16 protein-coding genes and 1 pseudogene are annotated in these 19,176 nt (G+C 39.7%); 5 read left to right on the forward strand and 12 right to left on the reverse strand.

Annotated features, from left to right (window positions below):
• Positions 1-84 precede the first annotated feature (84 nt).
• Positions 85-318 (forward strand): annotated as a pseudogene (gene tnpA, locus IAR63_RS02615) (IS200/IS605 family transposase); the annotation flags it as partial.
• Positions 319-410: 92 nt separating this feature from the next.
• On the opposite strand, the gene IAR63_RS02620 reads toward tnpA, so the two are convergent.
• The 6 genes from IAR63_RS02620 to IAR63_RS02645 form a co-directional block, all read right to left on the reverse strand.
• The gene (locus tag IAR63_RS02620; protein ID WP_187706481.1) at positions 411-836 is read right to left on the reverse strand and encodes a DUF29 domain-containing protein; all 426 of its coding nucleotides are present in this window, start codon (positions 834-836) and stop codon (positions 411-413) included.
• Between the two features lie 56 nt (positions 837-892).
• Positions 893-1,672: a Uma2 family endonuclease gene (locus tag IAR63_RS02625; protein ID WP_187706482.1), complete on the reverse strand. Its 780-nt coding sequence runs from the start codon at positions 1,670-1,672 to the stop codon at positions 893-895.
• Positions 1,673-2,027: 355 nt separating this feature from the next.
• Positions 2,028-2,936: a Uma2 family endonuclease gene (locus IAR63_RS02630; protein WP_187706483.1), complete on the reverse strand. Its 909-nt coding sequence runs from the start codon at positions 2,934-2,936 to the stop codon at positions 2,028-2,030.
• 438 nt (positions 2,937-3,374) lie between these two features.
• Positions 3,375-4,190, reverse strand: a complete 816-nt coding sequence (locus IAR63_RS02635) for a Uma2 family endonuclease (RefSeq protein WP_187706484.1) — start codon at positions 4,188-4,190, stop codon at positions 3,375-3,377.
• Positions 4,191-4,655: 465 nt separating this feature from the next.
• The gene (locus tag IAR63_RS02640) at positions 4,656-5,534 is read right to left on the reverse strand and encodes a Uma2 family endonuclease (RefSeq protein WP_187706485.1); all 879 of its coding nucleotides are present in this window, start codon (positions 5,532-5,534) and stop codon (positions 4,656-4,658) included.
• A gap of 340 nt (positions 5,535-5,874) precedes the next feature.
• The gene (locus IAR63_RS02645) at positions 5,875-7,428 is read right to left on the reverse strand and encodes an ATP-binding protein (protein ID WP_187706486.1); all 1,554 of its coding nucleotides are present in this window, start codon (positions 7,426-7,428) and stop codon (positions 5,875-5,877) included.
• Positions 7,429-7,980: 552 nt separating this feature from the next.
• On the opposite strand from IAR63_RS02645, the gene IAR63_RS02650 reads away from it, so the two are divergent.
• Together IAR63_RS02650 and IAR63_RS02655 are read left to right on the forward strand one after the other, a co-directional pair.
• Complete coding sequence (locus IAR63_RS02650) at positions 7,981-8,232, forward strand: hypothetical protein (protein WP_187706487.1); 252 nt, start codon at positions 7,981-7,983, stop codon at positions 8,230-8,232.
• Positions 8,233-8,273: 41 nt separating this feature from the next.
• A complete protein-coding gene (locus IAR63_RS02655) occupies positions 8,274-10,202 on the forward strand; it encodes a GTPase family protein (protein WP_187706488.1) in 1,929 nt (642 codons plus the stop codon).
• A gap of 39 nt (positions 10,203-10,241) precedes the next feature.
• On the opposite strand, the gene IAR63_RS02660 is transcribed toward IAR63_RS02655, so the two are convergent.
• A complete protein-coding gene (locus IAR63_RS02660) occupies positions 10,242-10,568 on the reverse strand; it encodes a slr1957 family protein (RefSeq protein WP_187706489.1) in 327 nt (108 codons plus the stop codon).
• Positions 10,569-10,707: 139 nt separating this feature from the next.
• On the reverse strand, positions 10,708-11,328 hold the full coding sequence (locus tag IAR63_RS02665) for an alpha-ketoglutarate-dependent dioxygenase AlkB family protein (protein ID WP_187706490.1): 621 nt from the start codon (positions 11,326-11,328) through the stop codon (positions 10,708-10,710).
• Between the two features lie 342 nt (positions 11,329-11,670).
• Here IAR63_RS02665 and IAR63_RS02670 point away from each other — a divergent pair, with 342 nt between their 5' ends.
• Together IAR63_RS02670 and IAR63_RS18170 are read left to right on the forward strand one after the other, a co-directional pair.
• Positions 11,671-15,657 carry a magnesium chelatase subunit H gene (locus IAR63_RS02670; protein WP_187706491.1) on the forward strand — a complete coding sequence of 1,329 codons (3,987 nt, stop codon included), beginning with the start codon at positions 11,671-11,673 and terminating at the stop codon, positions 15,655-15,657.
• A gap of 48 nt (positions 15,658-15,705) precedes the next feature.
• Positions 15,706-15,864 (forward strand): hypothetical protein, encoded by a 159-nt coding sequence (locus tag IAR63_RS18170; RefSeq protein WP_220272387.1) that lies wholly within the window; start codon positions 15,706-15,708, stop codon positions 15,862-15,864.
• A gap of 314 nt (positions 15,865-16,178) precedes the next feature.
• On the opposite strand, the gene IAR63_RS02680 is transcribed toward IAR63_RS18170, so the two are convergent.
• The 4 genes from IAR63_RS02680 to IAR63_RS02695 form a co-directional block, all read right to left on the reverse strand.
• Positions 16,179-16,724 carry an AAA family ATPase gene (locus tag IAR63_RS02680; protein ID WP_407927146.1) on the reverse strand — a complete coding sequence of 182 codons (546 nt, stop codon included), beginning with the start codon at positions 16,722-16,724 and terminating at the stop codon, positions 16,179-16,181.
• A gap of 224 nt (positions 16,725-16,948) precedes the next feature.
• On the reverse strand, positions 16,949-17,596 hold the full coding sequence (locus IAR63_RS02685) for an AAA family ATPase (RefSeq protein ID WP_187706492.1): 648 nt from the start codon (positions 17,594-17,596) through the stop codon (positions 16,949-16,951).
• A 275-nt stretch (positions 17,597-17,871) separates the two neighbouring features.
• The gene (locus IAR63_RS02690) at positions 17,872-18,309 is read right to left on the reverse strand and encodes a DUF29 domain-containing protein (RefSeq protein ID WP_187706493.1); all 438 of its coding nucleotides are present in this window, start codon (positions 18,307-18,309) and stop codon (positions 17,872-17,874) included.
• Entirely contained in the window at positions 18,296-18,769 is a 474-nt protein-coding gene (locus IAR63_RS02695; protein ID WP_187706494.1) for a DUF29 domain-containing protein, read from the reverse strand. Before IAR63_RS02695 ends, IAR63_RS02690 begins: the two co-directional genes overlap by 14 nt.
• Between the last annotated feature and the right edge of the window lie 407 nt (positions 18,770-19,176).

Here is a 19,176-nt window from a genome sequence, read left to right on the forward strand (position 1 = left end):
GTCATTAATTGATCAAATTTGGTATCACCAATACCAATGCACAACTTGGACACAATCCTCAAAATCTTAACATTCAACACTTCTGCTCCAGACCATGTTCATTTATTTGTAGAACATCAACCAGATGTTGCTATAAATCAAGTGGTTAAAGCTTTTAAAGGACGGTTATCTTGCTTGTTAAGACGAAAATTTCCTGAATTACTTAAACTTCCTAGCCTATGGACTAATAGTTATTTTTATTCCACTGCTGGACAGGTTTCAGCAGATGTTATTAAAAGGTATATTATCCGCATCACGGTTAAATATCAAGGCGAATAAATTCGCCGTTGGCACTTCCTGTCTAAAGCCAAGTGGCTTCCGTGCCTTTCGGCGATTTTCTTGTGAGAAAAATCCACGGGAAATCGGTTAACCTATGGTAAAAATAGATCGCTGAGCAATTGTTCTGGACTGTAGGGGCAATCTTCAGGATAGTTAGACAGGCCTGTTTCTCTCTCGGCACTTATTACTGCCAAAGGATAGACTGACAAAATAATCTCCGCCACCATGGGTTTTAAACTGGGGTTTTCTTGTAAAAGCTTGCCTAGCCGTAGGCGCTGTTCTTGGATGGTTAACTGCCAACCTCGAGATCTGAAATTGGGCTGATAGTGCCACTTTAGCAGATGCATGATGAGCACCTCTAAGCGATTGGCAAGCTGGCGTTTTTCTGAGCGACCCATTGCTTCAATTTCTTCAGCGAGATTCATCCAGTCTAAATTATTTCCTTGCTGTTGTCGCAGAAGTTCTGCCTGCTGGTTAGCCCAAGCATAAAAGTCTGCCTCATAATCGACAATTCGCATTGTGTATACCTCAAAAATAGGAGGGGTTGAGAAAACCCACCATCTGTACTTTGTACTTACAAGTTAATTCCTTGTTCTGCTATTAACTGTCTTAGTTTAGCTAATTCTGCTTCTGCTAAATCTGCCCGCTGTTTTTCTTGTTTTGCCAGTTGGGTTGCTCTTTCTTCTGGAGTAGGCAACCAATTATTATCTTTATCATACCAACGCAACCATTGTGTGGTTAGTCCTTGATATTCTCCAACCCATAATCCTAAACCCAATTCAGCTTCTTCTAGCCATATTCCTAATCCATTAATAGATGGCGGTTGATAACGGTTCATTACTAAACCAAAACAGTGAAATTCGTTGGTATAACGGTTATGGACAAAATAATAGGGGATTCTCAGAATTTGCTCATATACTGTCCATTTATTAGGGGGTTGATTAACTTCTCGTAAATTTTTACCTAGGTCTTCTTTTTCTGTTCCTGGTGATATTAGTTCTAGCACAACAAATGGATATGTTCCTTCACACCAAGTAACATAACTTAATCTTAGTTCTGTTTGTTCATAAAAACGGGATACCCCTAAAACTGCAAACCAATCAGGGCGTTTATACCGTTGTGTATGCTTAGTGTCATAGTATAAATTTAAGTCACTACCTATAAATATATTATGTTTTGGATAAGAAGGTTGACAAAAGGTGCTACGCAATAATTCTGGTTGTAAAAGGTGAAATTCGTCTGGGAAGCCTGGTTCCTCCGGATATTCGCTAGGTAGATCATACATTGTTGGTAATGTTTCTTGAGGAGGTAATGGCTCATAGCTGGGTTTGCTATACACATCACTTTGATACATTATTAAACATCTCCTGTATTTAATCGCTGTTGCCAAGATTGAATTATATGCTTGTCTCTTTAACCATAGTATCTTAAAGCATAACCGCCGATCAATAGATACTCAACCTGTCTATTATCCCACACCTGAAGACTGTCCGTGGGGGAGACAGGGAATCAATTCCCTGTCTCAAAGCGAAAGTCGGTTTTTAACCGACTTGTTCTGTCGTAGATGATTTGTGGGTTGGATTAAGATAAACCATATTAGTTTATCTTAGTTTATTTCCAATCCGCTTAAATGAGGTTACGTTTACTGCGACTGAATACCAAGCCCACTTGATGAACGGTTTTCCCTCTAGCTTTTGTGGTGGCGGATTTTATTCATCCAAACTTACACCCAGAGCTGCCAATTTTTCAGCTAATTTGTCCGCTCGTTGCTTTTCCTGTTCTGCTCGTTGCTTTTCCTGTTCTGCTCGTTGCTTTTCCTGTTCTGCTCGTAGTTTTTCCTGTTCTGCTCGTAGTTTTTCCTGTTCTGCTCGTAGTTTTTCCTGTTCTGCTGTTTCAGCTAAAGTAGCTATCCAATCACCATCTTCATTATACCAACGTAGCCATAAACCTTCTGTACCTTGATATTTTCCTGACCAAACTCCCAACCCCAATTTTAGCTCAGGAAACCAGAATTTTGGCTCTGTCAGTTCCACCGCTTGATATTTTATTCCCAATAGTTGGAATACTCGCAGTTGATTTTCATATCTGTCGAAAATGATATAGTAAGGTGAGCGCAAATACTGCTCATAAGTTTGCCATTTTGTTGGGGGTTTATTAGCGCTTCTTAATGTTTTTCCTAAATCTTCCGCTTCTGTACCTGGTGATAATAATTCCACTATTAAAAATGGAGCAAATCCTTCTTGCCAAATTACGTAACTCAACCGCATATCTTGCTGAGTTTGAGAAGCAGGTGCGCCTAATACTAAAAACCAATCTGGTCTTTTATACCATGAAAAATGATGCACATCATAGTACAAGTTTAAATCTGTACCAATAAACATTTCCTCTCGGGGATAAACTGAAGATTGGCAAGTTTCACGCAATAATTGGGGTTGAAAATCATGAAATTCGTCTGGCAAACCTGGTTCCTCCGGATTTTCACTAGGTAAGTCATACATGGTGGGCAAGGTTTCCCAGGGTGGACGGGGATGAATTGTGGGGTTTAATTCTTCGTCAATATCCTTACTGGGTAAATCAGTGGGTATGGTTTTTAGTGGAGGTGCTTCACTTTGATACATGATTCATTGTCTCCTTGTTTAGAACTTTTGTGTAGACTTTGTATGTATGGTCTCTACAAAATTTCTATGGTCGTTATCAACATTATACTGTATTATACCATAGGTTGGGTTAAGAAAACCCAACATCATTATTCAAGGTGGTTTTATGGGGAGCGATTGCGAAGCACTCCCTATGGGATTAACCATAATTGGTTGAATTAACCCACACCTGGAGACTGTCCGTGGGGGAGACAGGGAATTCATTCCCTGTCTCAAAGCCTAAGTCGGTTTTCAACCGACTTGTTCTGTCGTAGATGATTTGTAGGTTGGATTAAGAAAACCCAATATAGTTTATCTTAATTTATTCCCAATCCGCTTAAATGAGGTTATGTTTACTGCCACTGAATACCAAGCCCACTTCATGAACGGTTTTCCCTCTAGCTTTTGTGGTGGCGGATTTTATTCATCCAAACTTACACCCAGAGCTGCCAATTTTTCAGCTAATTTGTCCGCTCGTTGCTTTTCCTGTTCTGCTGTTTCAGCTAAAGTAGGTATCCAATCACCATCTTCATTATACCAACGTAGCCATAAACCTTCTGTACCTTGATATTTTCCTGACCAAACTCCCAACCCCAATTTTAGCTCAGAAAACCAGAATTTTGGCTCTGTCAGTTCCACCGCTTGATATTTTATTCCCAATAGTTGGAATACTCGCAGTTGATTTTCATATCTGTCGAAAATGATATAGTAAGGTGAGCGCAAATACTGCTCATAAGTTTGCCATTTTGTTGGGGGTTTATTAGCGCTTCTTAATGTTTTTCCTAAATCTTCCGCTTCTGTACCTGGTGATAATAATTCCACTATTAAAAATGGAGCAAATCCTTCTTGCCAAATTACGTAACTCAACCGCATATCTTGCTGAGTTTGAGAAGCAGGTGCGCCTAATACTAAAAACCAATCTGGTCTTTTATACCATGAAAAATGATGCACATCATAGTACAAGTTTAAATCTGTACCAATAAACATTTCCTCTCGGGGATAAACTGAAGATTGGCAAGTTTCACGCAATAATTGGGGTTGAAAATCATGAAATTCGTCTGGCAAACCTGGTTCCTCCGGATTTTCACTAGGTAAGTCATACATGGTGGGCAAGGTTTCCCAGGGTGGACGGGGATGAATTGTGGGGTTTAATTCTTCGTCAATATCCTTATCAATATCCTTACTGGGTAAATCCGTGGGTATGGTTTTTAGTGGAGGTGCTTCACTTTGATACATGATTCATTATCTCCTTGTTTAGAACTTTTGTGTAGACTTTGTATGTATGGTCTCTACAAAATTTCTATGGTTGTTATCAACACTATACTGTATTATACCGTAGGTTGAGTTTAATAACCCAATATGTGTTATATCAATTATGGATTATGGTGTATGTGAATTTATTTTAAATTAAAAGGGCGATTGCGAAGCACTCCCTATGGGATTAACCGTAATTGTTTGAATTAACCCACACCTGGAGACTGTCCGTGGGGGAGACAGGGAATTCATTCCCTGTCTCAAAGCCTAAGTCGGTTTTCAACCGACTGGTTTTGTCGTAGATGATTTGTGGGTTGGATTAAGATAAACCATATTGGTTTATCTTAGTTTATTCCCAATTCGCTTAAATGAGGTTACGTTTACTGCGACTGAATACCAAGCCCACTTGATGAACGGTTTTCCCTCTAGCTTTTGTGGTGGCGGATTTTATTCATCCAAACTTACACCCAGAGCTGCCAATTTTTCAGCTAATTTGTCCGCTCGTTGCTTTTCCTGTTCTGCTCGCTGCTTTTCCTGTTCTGCTCGTTGCTTTTCCTGTTCTGCTCGTAGTTTTTCCTGTTCTGCTGTTTCAGCTAAAGTAGCTATCCAATCACCATCTTCATTATACCAACGTAGCCATAAACCTTCTGTACCTTGATATTTTCCTGACCAAACTCCCAACCCCAATTTTAGCTCAGGAAACCAGAATTTTGGCTCTGTCAGTTCCACCGCTTGATATTTTATTCCCAATAGTTGGAATACTCGCAGTTGATTTTCATATCTGTCGAAAATGATATAGTAAGGTGAGCGCAAATACTGCTCATAAGTTTGCCATTTTGTTGGGGGTTTATTAGCGCTTCTTAATGTTTTTCCTAAATCTTCCGCTTCTGTACCTGGTGATAATAATTCCACTATTAAAAATGGAGCAAATCCTTCTTGCCAAATTACGTAACTCAACCGCATATCTTGCTGAGTTTGAGAAGCAGGTGCGCCTAATACTAAAAACCAATCTGGTCTTTTATACCATGAAAAATGATGCACATCATAGTACAAGTTTAAATCTGTACCAATAAACATTTCCTCTCGGGGATAAACTGAAGATTGGCAAGTTTCACGCAATAATTGGGGTTGAAAATCATGAAATTCGTCTGGCAAACCTGGTTCCTCCGGATTTTCACTAGGTAAGTCATACATGGTGGGCAAGGTTTCCCAGGGTGGACGGGGATGAATTGTGGAGTCTAATTCTTCGTCAATATCCTTATCAATATCCTTACTGGGTAAATCCGTGGGTATGGTTTTTAGTGGAGGTGCTTCACTTTGATACATGATTCATTATCTCCTTGTTTAGAACTTTTGTGTAGACTTTATATGTATGGTCTCTACAAAATTTCTATGGTCGTTATCAACATTATACTGTATTGTACCATAGGTTGGATTAAGAAAACCCAACATCATTATTCAAGGTGGTTTTATGGGGAGCGATTGCGAAGCACTCCCTATGGGATTAACCATAATTGGTTGAATTAACCCACACCTGGAGACTGTCCGTGGGGGAGACAGGGAATTCATTCCCTGTCTCAAAGCCTAAGTCGGTTTTCAACCGACTTGTTCTGTCGTAGATGATTTGTAGGTTGGATTAAGAAAACCTAATATGGTTTATCTTACTTTATTCCCAATCCGCTTGAATGAGGTTACGTTTGCTGCGACTGAAAACCAACCCTACTTCATGAACGGTTTTTCCTGGTTCTCCTCTATACTTTTGTGCATAGTTACATTCCCGTACTTGTTTTAGGGCTAGGTTCTCTTTTACGTTCTCCCCATCTACTACTTTGATTTCTATGACGTAAATATGATTACCCAGGATGGCTGTTATGTCCGCTTGACCGTAATTGGTGATATCTTCGGGAATGATGCGCGCATTTAAGGAACTCAAGAAAGCATATAGCACAGAAGCGTAGTATCCCTCGAAATTAGCCAGGTCATTTTTGGTGAAGTTCCGCCAAGGGATAGAAGCAAACAGGCGTCTTACTGTGTCGATAAATCCATTAACATCGCCTTCGAATAAGTTTTCATACAAGGGTCTCTGAATACCCAATTTCTCTTCAACGAAGTCGGTGTAGGCGTTGACTAATTGGTCCCCTAGGGCGACTTTTACCTCCCGGTTGGGGATTTTCAGTCGGAACATGTAACGTTCCATGGCCGTAAAGGTGCTCTCAATGGTCAAATACCCTGATTGAAATAACAAGGTAACTGGGTTGATCCGTTCTACTTCAAAGGACTCCAGGATCTCCTCGGTTACCTCCAAATGCTCTAGGTTGGGGAGGAAGTAGCACTTGGCTTGGAATAGCTTGACTAGAAAGCTCGGACTACCTGTCTCAAACCAGTAGTTGTGAAATATCTTGCCCTTATCGATAAACATGAGGATGTCGTAGGGGTTGTAGACGCTCTCGGAACCTGTCCAGTTATAACCATTATACCAGGACCGTACTGCTTCTCGATCTGCTCCTGCAAGATGTTCTCCGAAGGATTCGGTCAGGTCGGTTTCGGTGTAACCGCAGATGGAGGAGTATCTAGTATCAATGGTGATATCCGTGAGTTGGTTTAAACCGCTAAAAAGGCTGACTTTGGAGAATTTGGTCACTCCGGTCATGAAGACGAACTGCAGGTTGGCATCCTGTTCTTTGAGGACAGAGTACAGGTTCTTCAGTCCTTCGCGCATTTCAGCAGCAATGGGTGGGTTGTCTATATTGTCCAGGATGGGTTTATCATATTCATCTACCAGTACCACGGTCCTTTCTCCAAATCGTTGGTATGCACCAGCGATGATTTCTCCAAAACGACCTTGAATATCCTCTAGTTCATAGTCCACTCCTAGGTACTGGGCAGTTTTTAAAAAAATACCATTAATTTTTTGGTCCAGCTCTTGTCGGTTTTTTAATACCCCACCAGCAAAATCTATTTTAATCACGGGGAATTTTCTGCTCCAGTCCCACTGGTCATGGATATAAAGCCCCTCAAATAATTTCTGATTCCCTTCAAAAATCTCCTTGAGGGTATCTATAAATAGACTTTTACCAAAACGCCGGGGACGAGATAGAAAGAAGAGTCCAGGAATGCGTATCAGACGGTGAGCTATTTCGGTTTTGTCTACATAGACACAATTGTTTTCCCGCAGCATACTCAGGGTGTTGATTCCCAGGGGGAGATTTTTGGAGTTCATACTAATGAATATTTGCTTATTAAGTAGGGAGGCACAATTATTTGTGGGATGGGTTGAGGAACGCAACCCATGCGGGTGTTGGGTTTCATACTTCAACCCAACCTATGTTGATCTTGTATTTAATTCCACTCACCCATTTATCTTAGTTTATCTGTTTATCTCTAATCCAATCACCGGAGTTATTTATATGAATTTATTTTAAATCAAAAGGGCGATTGCGAAGCACTCGCTATGGGATTAACCATAATTGGTTGAATTAACCCACACCTGGAGACTGTCCGTGGGGGAGACAGGGAATTAATTCCCTGTCTCAAAGCGAAAGTTAGTTGAAAAACGACTGGTCTTGTCGTGGGTGATTGTAAGGTGTAAAATTTTTCATTTTTTACTTATGCTTGACAAGTCGAAAAGATTTACAAATTTTATTAATTTTTTTCTATAAACCCCTTGCATATTTATTTGACTAGCTGTTATACTTAAAAGTAAGGTGATCGGGCCCTTCCTGACCAGAAATCCAGATCACCTTACACCCCTTTACTCAGAGGTAATGAAATTATGGCACAGACTAAGAATTTTATTGGCAATGTTAATGACAGTACAGTAGTTGGCACTAAGGTAGTTCCAGAAGGCGATCGCAGGGAACCATTAAAGCACCTGTTGATTGGATCGAAGAAGACAGTTATCAGTACGATTCATTATTTACATGTGCTTGGTTATGCTCACGCAACTGATTGGAGTGATTTGATGCCAACTAGTAACCCGGGAGAGGTGATGAGTATATTGGTAAGGGAGATGGTGATTAAATAGAGGAAGGAAATGGGGACAATAAGTAACAATAAGTGGTTTTTATGAATCGTTTAAAATCCTGGCAATGGTTAGTATTAATCTCGCCTATAGTATTAATCATTGCTTTCATACTTGTATTGGCGGGGATACAAATTAACAGTTGGGGGTTAAATTGGATTTGGGGTATATTTATACTAATATTGACTGGATGGCGTTGGCTGTTGGTGAAATTGACCAAACCAATGATTAATCAAATTGAGAGTGTGTTTGATCAGGTTAAAGAAGAATTGGCATGGAGTGAGGAGAAAGATCTGAATTTCTCTTTAGAGAAAGAAAAAAGCGAGCAGGTAGAAAGGATATTACAAAAAGTTCTAAATGATGGTAAAAATGATCTTGCCATTTGGGAGGACTTACAAACTTTCTGGCAAAGATGTGAAGATTTAGTAGTGGGGATTGCCCATATATATAACCCAGAAGTGAAATATCCCTTGTTAAGTATTTACATTCCCCAAGTATATGGATTAATTCGTGGTACGGTGGATGATATGGATAAATGGATGCAAAAATTATCCCCGTTTTTAAATCAAGTTAGTGTGGGACAAGTTTATCAAAGCTATGAAGTTTATCGTCAATTAGAACCTGCTGCCAAGAAACTTTTTCAGGTGTGGGATATTGCCCAGTTGTTTTTAAATCCTGTGGGAGCTATGGCCAAAAAAGCCACTGATAATCTCAATAATAGGGCTACACAAGAATTATTAATTAATCTGAATCAAATATTAAGAGAAGCCACCTTGAGGAACTTATGTCAACAAGCAGTTGTTCTATATGGTGGGGTAAAAATGGAATTAATCGTATCTGAATTGCCAGAAGCTAAAACTCAAACCTTGCGGGATATTATTCAGCAAGCTGAGCCACTAGAAAACCTAGAAAAAACCCCTCTGAATATTTTGATTGCGGGGCGTAATGGTGCTGGAAAAAGTAGTGTTATTAATACCATTTTTGCCAGTGAAATAGCTGAAGTTGATGTTTTGCCAAGTACGGATAAAATAACAACTTATAATTGGCAAACAGAAAGTGGTGAAATAGTCGAACTTTGTGACACTCCTGGTTATGAACAGGTAAACCGTCAAGATTTTCGCAACTTAGTGATGGATTATGCAAAAAAAGCAGATTTACTTTTATTAGTAACTCCTGCACTGGATCCTGCTTTGCAGATGGATGTAGATTTTTTGCAAGATATGCAAAAGCAAGTGACTGACTTACCAATTATTGCTGTGGTTACTCAAGTGGATAAACTACGTCCAATCAGGGAATGGCAACCTCCCTATAATTGGCGCAGTGGAAATAAACTCAAGGAAATGGCAATTAGAGAAGCGGTATTATACCGAGAAGAGAAATTCAAACCAGTCTTGATTAATAGCTCTCATCTGGTTTTGCCATTGGTGACTGATGACCCCAAAACTAAACGTTGTGGTTGGAATTTAGAAGAATTTTCTGGTGGACTGTTATCAGTTCTAGACCCAGCAAAGCAGTTAAGATTATCCCGCTTTCTGCGTAACTTAGATATCCGGATTGCCCAATCGGCAAAAATTATTGATCACTATAGCTTTCAAATGACAACTACCCAGGGAATTACCAGCTTATTAAAAAACCCTATTTTGCAATTTGTTGCTACCTTATCTACGGGTTCACCTGCTCTAGCTTATATTCTAGCGGAAAAAATTCCCGTGGAACAATTACCTGTGGTAATTGGTAAATTACAAATGTCTTATGATTTATTTAAACTACTCAATACAGTCCAAGAGGATGGAAGAAAAACAAGGGAATTTGATTTATTATCCCTTTGGCCTTTTTTGGTGGAAAATTCTGGCACACCCCAGCAAGGTGCTTGGTCTTTAGGTTATTCTTTAATAGAATACTGGACTCAAAATTTAACCATAGAACAGTTGGGAGAGAGATTTGAGTTTTGGCAAAGAACTAATAATAACTAATGGGAATTCAGCTGCACATCCGTGATAATTAAAACTCCTCTACTCTTCTATTTCCAATTGTGCAACCGCAACTGCATCAAAAGCAAAAGCAACAACTAAGGGCATGGGGGATACACAAATAAATGCCCAACTTATGCACAGAAGAGTAATAACTAATGCAATAACTGATATTAATCTTTCCTCATTGGTAGCACCCTTTTTCTGTTTAATTAATTTCAAAGTGTCCATGGGAATGGGCTCTGGAATTACACAACCTGGGGGAAAAGCCCAATAATTACCACGACGTTCTACAAATAAATCAGTCCAACCATTTTCCGTGCACCAGTCCTCAATCCATTCAATATAGTAATGATTGATAATCAACATAACAGTTAGGTTTTAATAGGTTTTAAGTTAGGATATCTAATTGACCGCACCCGCATACTAACAACCAAAAATGATCCCTGGCTAAAAAGTACAAAAAACTTTACGGTGGGTGAATCCCCCCATACATTAACGGTTAATGTCAATTAACAATTCTAAACGTCAAGTTGATTCTAGATTGAACTTTTTTAGCTGTTTTCCCAACTTGATGTTGCCAAAAGTGCTGTGTCTGGTCTTGCATTAACAGTAAACTACCATTTTCTAAGTCAATAACAGTCTTTTGACTCTTGTCATATTTGTGTCGTAAATAAAAGCGACGAGTTGCACCAAAACTAAGGGAAGCAATCAGAGGATTCTTACCCAATTCTGGTTCATCGTCACTGTGCCACCCCATACTATCCTTACCATCTCTATATAGATTTATTAAAACACTATTAAACCTAACTGGTACAATTTCCTCAATTTTAGATTTAATAAACTTCAATGTAGGATTCCAAGATTCTGGGTGCTGTTCTATTCCAGAGTAGGTATAGGATTTACCCTCATCCCCATACCATGCAGTCAGTCGTGGAATGGGCATTTTTTTGCCAAACAAATGAATAATTTCTTGTTTCCACTTAATATTACCATATAACTCGCAAAACAACTGGTTTGAGTGTTCCACACTGAAAAACTCAGGATACAGTATTACATTGCCATCAGTAGCAATAATTACTTTATGCTCAAACAGATTTTTTTCAGTCAAGTGGTGATTATGATACAAACAGCACCTTCCTTATAAATAATTTAACTTAATTAGGTGAGGTCTAAAATGAAAGTAGGTTGGGTTGAAGCATGAAACCCAACACCCCCATGGGTCTCGTTACTCGACCCACCCTACAAAATAATTGTGCCTCCCTAATTAATGGTGAGTCCGAATTTGAAAAAGTCTTGCTAAATTATTAAGATTTGCTAATAATGGTTACGTTTTTTATATCATTTTGTTTCAGTTCCAGAGGAAAACTCCCACTCAACCCGGGTTTTCTGGTACAAAACTCTTAATTGCCTAAGAAAATGGAAGAGAAGAACTTCCAACAGACCACACGCATCAAAGGAGCTTTTCTAAATGTTCACCCAGGTGAAATCCACAATTAGACATATTGAACCTGATAATTTAGGGGACCGTACTCTCATCAAGGTCGTTTATGTTGTCCTTGAGTCTCAATATCAAAGTTCCTTATCTCAAGCAGTAAGGCAAATTAATGCCAAACATCCCTCCATAGGGATTGAAATTAGTGGCTATTTAATTGAAGAGCTGCGCAATCCAGAAAACTATGAAGAATTTAAACGTGATATATCTAGTGCTAATATATTCATCGCCTCTCTGATATTTATTGAAGATTTAGCACAGAAACTGGTTACTGCTGTGGCACCACACCGGGATAATTTCGATGTAGCGGTTGTTTTTCCATCTATGCCTGAAGTAATGCGCCTGAATAAAATGGGTAGCTTTTCCTTGGCACAGTTGGGACAATCTAAAGGAGTTATCGCTAACTTCATGAAAAAGCGCAAGGAAAAATCTGGCGCGGGGTTTCAAGATGGAATGCTCAAGTTATTACGTACCCTCCCCCAAGTGTTAAAATTTCTTCCCATGGAAAAAGCCCAGGATGCAAGAAATTTCATGCTAAGTTTTCAATACTGGTTGGGTGGTTCAGCAGAAAATCTAGAAAACTTTTTGCTGATGTTGGCAGATAAATATGTTTTGAAAGGTGAAGACAAAACGAATCTGGCTAAAGCTGAATATCAAGCACCCGTAGTTTATCCCGATATGGGGATTTGGCATCCTTTAGCTCCCACCATGTTTGAAGATGTGAAAGAATATCTCAATTGGTATAATAGTCGTAGAGATATTCCCAAAACCTTAAAAGACCCCCTAGCACCCTGCGTGGGTTTAGTGCTGCAGCGAACTCACCTAGTTACTGGGGATGATGCTCATTATGTGGCCATAGTCCAGGAATTAGAGTCTTTAGGTGCTAAGGTTCTCCCGGTGTTTGCTGGAGGATTGGACTTTTCTAAGCCTGTGAATGCCTATTTCTATGAGCCCACAAGTCAAAGACCCTTAGTGGATGGGGTGGTATCCTTAACTGGATTTGCTTTAGTAGGTGGACCTGCAAGACAAGACCATCCCAAAGCCATAGAAGCATTAAAACGGCTCAACCGTCCTTATATGGTGGCTCTACCCCTGGTGTTTCAAACCACGGAAGAATGGTTAAATAGTGATTTGGGTTTACATCCCATTCAAGTAGCTCTACAAATTGCCATACCTGAATTGGATGGTGCAATTGAACCAATTATCCTCTCCGGTAAAGATGGTGCTACAGGAAGAGCGATCGCACTGCAGGATAGGGTAGAAATAGTTGCCCAACGTGCCTTAAAATGGGCTAGTCTCCGTCGTAAACCAAAATTGGATAAAAAGATTGCCATTACGGTTTTTAGCTTTCCCCCTGACAAAGGTAACGTGGGAACTGCTGCTTATTTAGATGTATTTGGTTCTATTCATGAAGTTCTCAAAGGATTGAGAAATAATGGATATGACGTACAGAATGTTCCTGACACTGCTAAGGAACTGATGGAACAAGTGATTCATGACGCACAAGCACAGTATGCCAGTCCCGAACTGAATATTGCTTATAAAATGTCTGTGTCAGAATATGAGACCCTCACACCTTATTCGGAACGTCTAGAAGAAAACTGGGGACCACCACCAGGACATTTAAATAGTGATGGACAAAACTTATTAATTTACGGTAAAGAGTTCGGTAATGTTTTTATTGGTGTCCAACCTACCTTTGGTTATGAAGGGGACCCAATGCGCTTACTATTTTCCCGTTCCGCTAGTCCTCACCATGGTTTTGCCGCTTTCTATACCTACCTAGAAAGAATTTGGGGTGCTGATGCGGTTTTGCATTTTGGTACCCATGGTTCCTTAGAGTTTATGCCCGGTAAACAAATGGGTATGTCGGGAGATTGCTATCCTGACCAACTAATTGGCACAATTCCCAATCTGTATTATTACGCAGCTAATAATCCCAGTGAAGCCACAATTGCCAAACGGCGCAGTTATGCAGAAACTATTTCTTACTTGACCCCACCTGCAGAAAATGCTGGTTTATACAAGGGGTTGAAGGAACTGAGTGAGTTAATTGCTTCTTATCAAACCTTGAAGGATAGCGGAAGGGGAGTTTCTATTGTCAACGCGATTATTGACAAGTGTCGGATTGTTAACTTGGATAAGGACATAGACCTTCCCGAAAGCGATGCTAAGAATCTCTCCTCAGAAGACAGGGACAATGTGGTGGGGATCGTCTACCGCAAGTTAATGGAAATAGAATCTAGGTTACTACCTTGTGGTTTACATGTGATTGGTAAACCACCAACCGCGCAAGAAGCTATTGCTACCCTAGTTAATATTGCTAGCTTGGATCGGACAGAAGAGGAAATTCTCAGCTTACCTCGGATTATTGCCCAAAGCTTAGGAAGGGACATTGAAGAGATTTACCAAAATAGCGATCGCGGTATTTTGAGTGATGTACAGTTACTACAGGACATTACCATGGCTACCCGTGCTGCTGTAGGTTCTTTAGTACAAGCACAAACAGATGCGGAAGGTAGGGTTTCTCTAGTTTCTAAGTTGAATTTCTTCAACATGGGTAAAAAAGAACCCTGGGTCGAGTCCCTACATAACTCGGGTTACACCAAAGTAGATGTATCCGCACTCAAACCCCTATTTGAGTATTTAGAATTTTGTCTCAAACAAGTGTGTGCAGATAATGAACTAGGAGGTTTATTACAAGGACTGGAAGGGGAATATATATTACCGGGACCGGGAGGGGATCCAATTCGCAATCCGGACGTATTGCCAACGGGTAAAAATATACACGCCCTAGACCCACAATCCATACCCACAACCGCAGCTGTGCAGTCAGCGAAAATTGTAGTGGATAGATTGTTAGACAGGAATAAGGCGGAAAATAATGGTCAATGGCCAGAAACCATCGCTTGTGTGCTGTGGGGTACGGATAATATTAAAACCTACGGAGAATCCCTGGCGCAAATCATGTGGATGGTAGGGGTAAGACCCATTCCTGATTCCTTGGGGAGGGTGAACAAATTAGAATTAATTCCCCTAGAAGAATTGGGGAGACCCAGGATAGATGTGGTTATTAACTGTTCTGGAGTATTTCGAGATTTGTTCATTAACCAAATGAATCTCCTTGACCAAGGGGTAAAAATGGCCGCTGAAGCTGATGAACCCTTGGAGATGAACTATGTAAGGAAACATGCTCTACAACAAGCCCAAGAAATGGGTATAAACCTACGTCAAGCTGCGACTAGGGTGTTTTCTAATGCTTCTGGTTCCTATTCCTCGAATATTAACCTAGCAGTGGAGAATAGCACTTGGGATAGTGAAGCAGAATTACAAGAAATGTATTTGAAGCGCAAATCCTTCTCTTTCAATTCTGACAATCCAGGAGTGATGGATGAATCTCGTCAGTTATTTGAAAACACCCTGAAAACTGCTGATGCAACTTTTCAAAATCTGGACTCCTCGGAAATCAGCTTGACTGATGTTTCTCATTATTTTGACTCCGATCCCACCAAGTTGGTAGCTAGTCTGCGGGGAGATGGAAAGAAACCAGCATCCTATATTGCTGACACAACCACTGCGAATGCACAAGTGAGAAGTTTATCGGAGACCGTGCGTTTAGATGCGCGGACAAAACTGCTCAATCCTAAATGGTATGAGGGAATGTTATCTCACGGTTATGAAGGAGTGCGGGAGCTTTCTAAACGGTTAGTAAATACCACTGGTTGGAGTGCAACTGCTGGCGCTGTGGATAACTGGGTTTATGAGGAAACTAATGAGACCTTTATTAAGGATGAGGAAATGCAAAAACGTCTACTCAACTTGAATCCTCACTCTTTCCGCAAGATAGTTTCTACCCTATTGGAGGTTAATGGTCGTGGTTATTGGGAAACCAGCGAGGAAAATTTAGATAGGTTACGGGAGTTGTATCAGGAGGTGGAAAACCGCATTGAAGGTATAGATTAGGGTTCTTAGTGGCGATCGCTCGGGGTAATATGACTCTAGGCGATCGCTATGATTTCTGCACATGGCAATATAGATAAGCCAGATGAATGCGGTCTTGTGGAATATCTCGAGAAACAAGGAAAGACAAAAAAAAGACCAATTGCCATGGATTTATTTTCCGGAGCAGGTGGACTTTCTCTGGGAATTCTGCTGGCTTTGATGTGGTGATATCCATTGAAATTGATACTTTTGAATCTAAATACTAAGTAGGGAGGCACAATTATTTGTAGGATTGGTCGAGTAACGAGACCCGTGGCGTTGGGTTTCATACTTCAACCCAACCTAAGTTCATCTTATATTTAATTCCACCCACCCACTTAGTCAAATCTATTTTTACTATTTACAAAAACTCTGGAGATCTGTATAAAATCTTCTGAATAGGGGACATTTTCCCATCAGCTGACTAGGTTGTATTTCTAGTAATAGTGAAGGGGTATGATAACCTTTGCGAAATAATACACTTGATTCTTGGCTACACTCCATTAACAATTCTGATAGTTTGTCTTCACACAATTTCTTTGGGAGTCATATTTACTAAAAGACTCTGGAGCATCAAAGGAAAAACCCATTTCCTTCATTTTATGGCTTAAACGCCAAAGGATTGCATCACTTTTAGCCCTTTTATCAGCAAGCATTTCTTGGGTAAGTTTTTTGATCGAAAAATGACTTTTACCATAGGAATCAAAACAATAAACCTTCTCTAAACAGTCAGTAAAATGATCTAAAAGATCGGGACTGTGGGTAGCAATTATGATCTGAGTTTTATGGGCAGCCATTTTAATCCACTCGGACAAAATTCTCATCCACGCAACGTGCAAACCTAATTCTGGTTCATCAATAACCAGTAAAGATGGTAACACAGGTGAATGTAGTATAATCGCCCAACATAACATTCTTATGGTTCCATCAGATAGTTCCTTTAAACATAAAGGTTTCTTTGTATCCAACGAATACCATTCCATGACCAATGATAACTCTTGAGAACGAACACAACGAATACGATATGTTCTAGGTAAAACTAATGTCATGGCTTTATTGATGGTTTCTTCAAAAAATATGTCTTCCCTGATTAAGTTTTCAAAAACTAAGGCTAGATTATCCCCTGATGCTGATACGTACTTGTCTGGACTTGTTATTTTGGTCTCTGAGGTTTTAATTTTTTCTAAGTCAAAACTATTGGCATTATAAAACTGCCACTGTGAAACAAAATCAAGGAGTTTTCTTGCATCTTCAATTACATTACTAGCAGGTTCTATCTCATCAAGGGTTCCCCAACCTCAAGACTTTTTGATAACAGTAAGTTTAAACATAAATTGTTGTTAGTTCGAGTGTAACCATCTTCACAATAAACTCTTGGATCTGGTTCATAGCCCGGATATTCCGGATTATAGTTAAAAATCTGTCTTTGAGCTAATAATTTCCCTGATAACACTGCATTGAATGGATCGTTTTTGAGCTCGTAGTAAAATTTAAATGTATCTTCTTCTATGACTTTGTCTCCCACTTTTAATGATTCTTGATCAATAACTACTGCTTGTTTTCTATCTTCCTTTCGGTTCACTAAAAGACTCAATTCCAGGATGTGGTTTTTTGACGTAGAATCGGAGGATAATCCTGCAAAACAATAAACAAAGTAAACACTAGCTGGGTCTTCTATGGTATTGTCTAAAATCCCAGCACCTCCGATTTTATTGACCGCATCCTCAAAACCATTTATTTCCAGAGCATACTTCGTTGGATATAAACAGTCTCTAAGGAATTTTAAAGAGTTAATATAATTACTTTTACCTGAACCATTAGGACCAAGTAAAATGTTTAAATTATTGAACTCGACTGGATCTGGTAAATAGAGATTCTTGTAGTTTTTAGTAGCGATGTATTGCAAAACAGGCTGACTCATATTTTTTTCCCTTATATGGGTTAATTATATGGTACTATGAGAGAGTAATAATTATTCTAATTATTCAACAACTTCCACAACAAAAAAATTTGTGGCGCAGCAATAAAACTGCGATCGCTCTCCACTCCTCTAATAATATTGGTCTAGCATACCTCTGACTCAGAGGGTAAAAAGCCATTAGCCTGCGTTTTCCATTAGCTCCTCTTGGTTAGCAACCTCCTATTTTTTTGCGCTTATTGATTTTCTTTATTTCTTTTATATTGAATTCCACCCACCTACTTACTCCCAGTGGGAAAAAAGTCCCCATCCAAAGTTTGTTCCCAGGAATAAGGACAGGATTGGGGGAAAAGGTCATAAGAAAAACCGGTTTCGCGTACAGCTAGGTCTAACCCATTTTGATATGCTACAGCAAAAACTTCTTGGGTATATGGTTTGAGACTAGGATTCTCTTCCAAAAGAGTTTTTATTTCCCTTCTTTGCTCTCGAACCGTCGCTAACCAGCTATTACCTCTGAATTTTGCTTGATACTCCCATTTGAGCAGATGTCCCAGCAAAACTCCCAAGCGGTTTTTCAGCTCCTTTTTTTCCCTTCTCCCCAAAGCTTCTATCTCCTCCCACAGGTTTGGTAAATCCAAACATTCCCATTGACCCTCTTTTATAGCTTTAGCTTGATGTTGCGTCCATGCGTAAAAATCCGTTTCATAAAGACTCATAGTATTGTTCGCCTTCCTCAAGTTCCGGAAACCAGTTTTCCGTTAGTATGCGATCGCCATCCCAGGGGAATTGTTCAGGGAACTGGTCATAAGCAATAGAGGTTTGTTGGCTTGCAGCATCTTTTGCATCTGCCCAAGCATCTAACCACCACTCTGGGTCTTGTAAACAAGTTTTTAAGCTAGGCGTTTTCTGCAAGCGACATCTAATACGGTCCCGTTGGGTTCTAATTGTTGCTTGCCAACTGGACCCCCTGAGCAAAGGTTGATACTGCCATTTAAGGAGATGACATAACAAGACAGCCATGCGACTAGCTAGTTCCCTTTGTTCGCTCTTACCCACATCCTCTATTTCCTCCGCAATATGCTCCAGGTCAAGCAAGTGAAATTGGCGACTGCGTATAAATTTAGCCTGTTGATTTGCCCAAGCGACAATATCCTCATCATAGTTGGTAGCATTCATCCTAATTTCTCCTTTTCGCCAGCGATCGCTATTCCTCCTATCTCCTAAATTATATCGCTACAGAATTTTTCCCATCTTTGATAATTACACCGGAAATCCTATAAAATGGCGATCGCAGTTAATTTCAATTACCCCCGCGCCCATTTTTTTCTCCATCGGGGGGGTTGACTATTGTCTCTTGGACATGATACCCTGATAATGGAAATCTGTGCACTTTTTTTGCAAATGCTTACACTCCATTATACTCAACTCTCATAATACCACATTTTTATCCCTTCGACCACAGAAAAACTTATCTCAACCCCCTATAAATATAATTTTTTCTTATTGTTTATCTTTTATATACGAATTTATGGGTTAATACGATTGTACAACCATTTTAAGTTATACAACCCCAAATAATTTGG

Source organism: Cylindrospermopsis curvispora GIHE-G1 (assembly GCF_014489415.1).
GTDB classification, from domain to species: Bacteria; Cyanobacteriota; Cyanobacteriia; order Cyanobacteriales; family Nostocaceae; genus Raphidiopsis; species Raphidiopsis curvispora_A.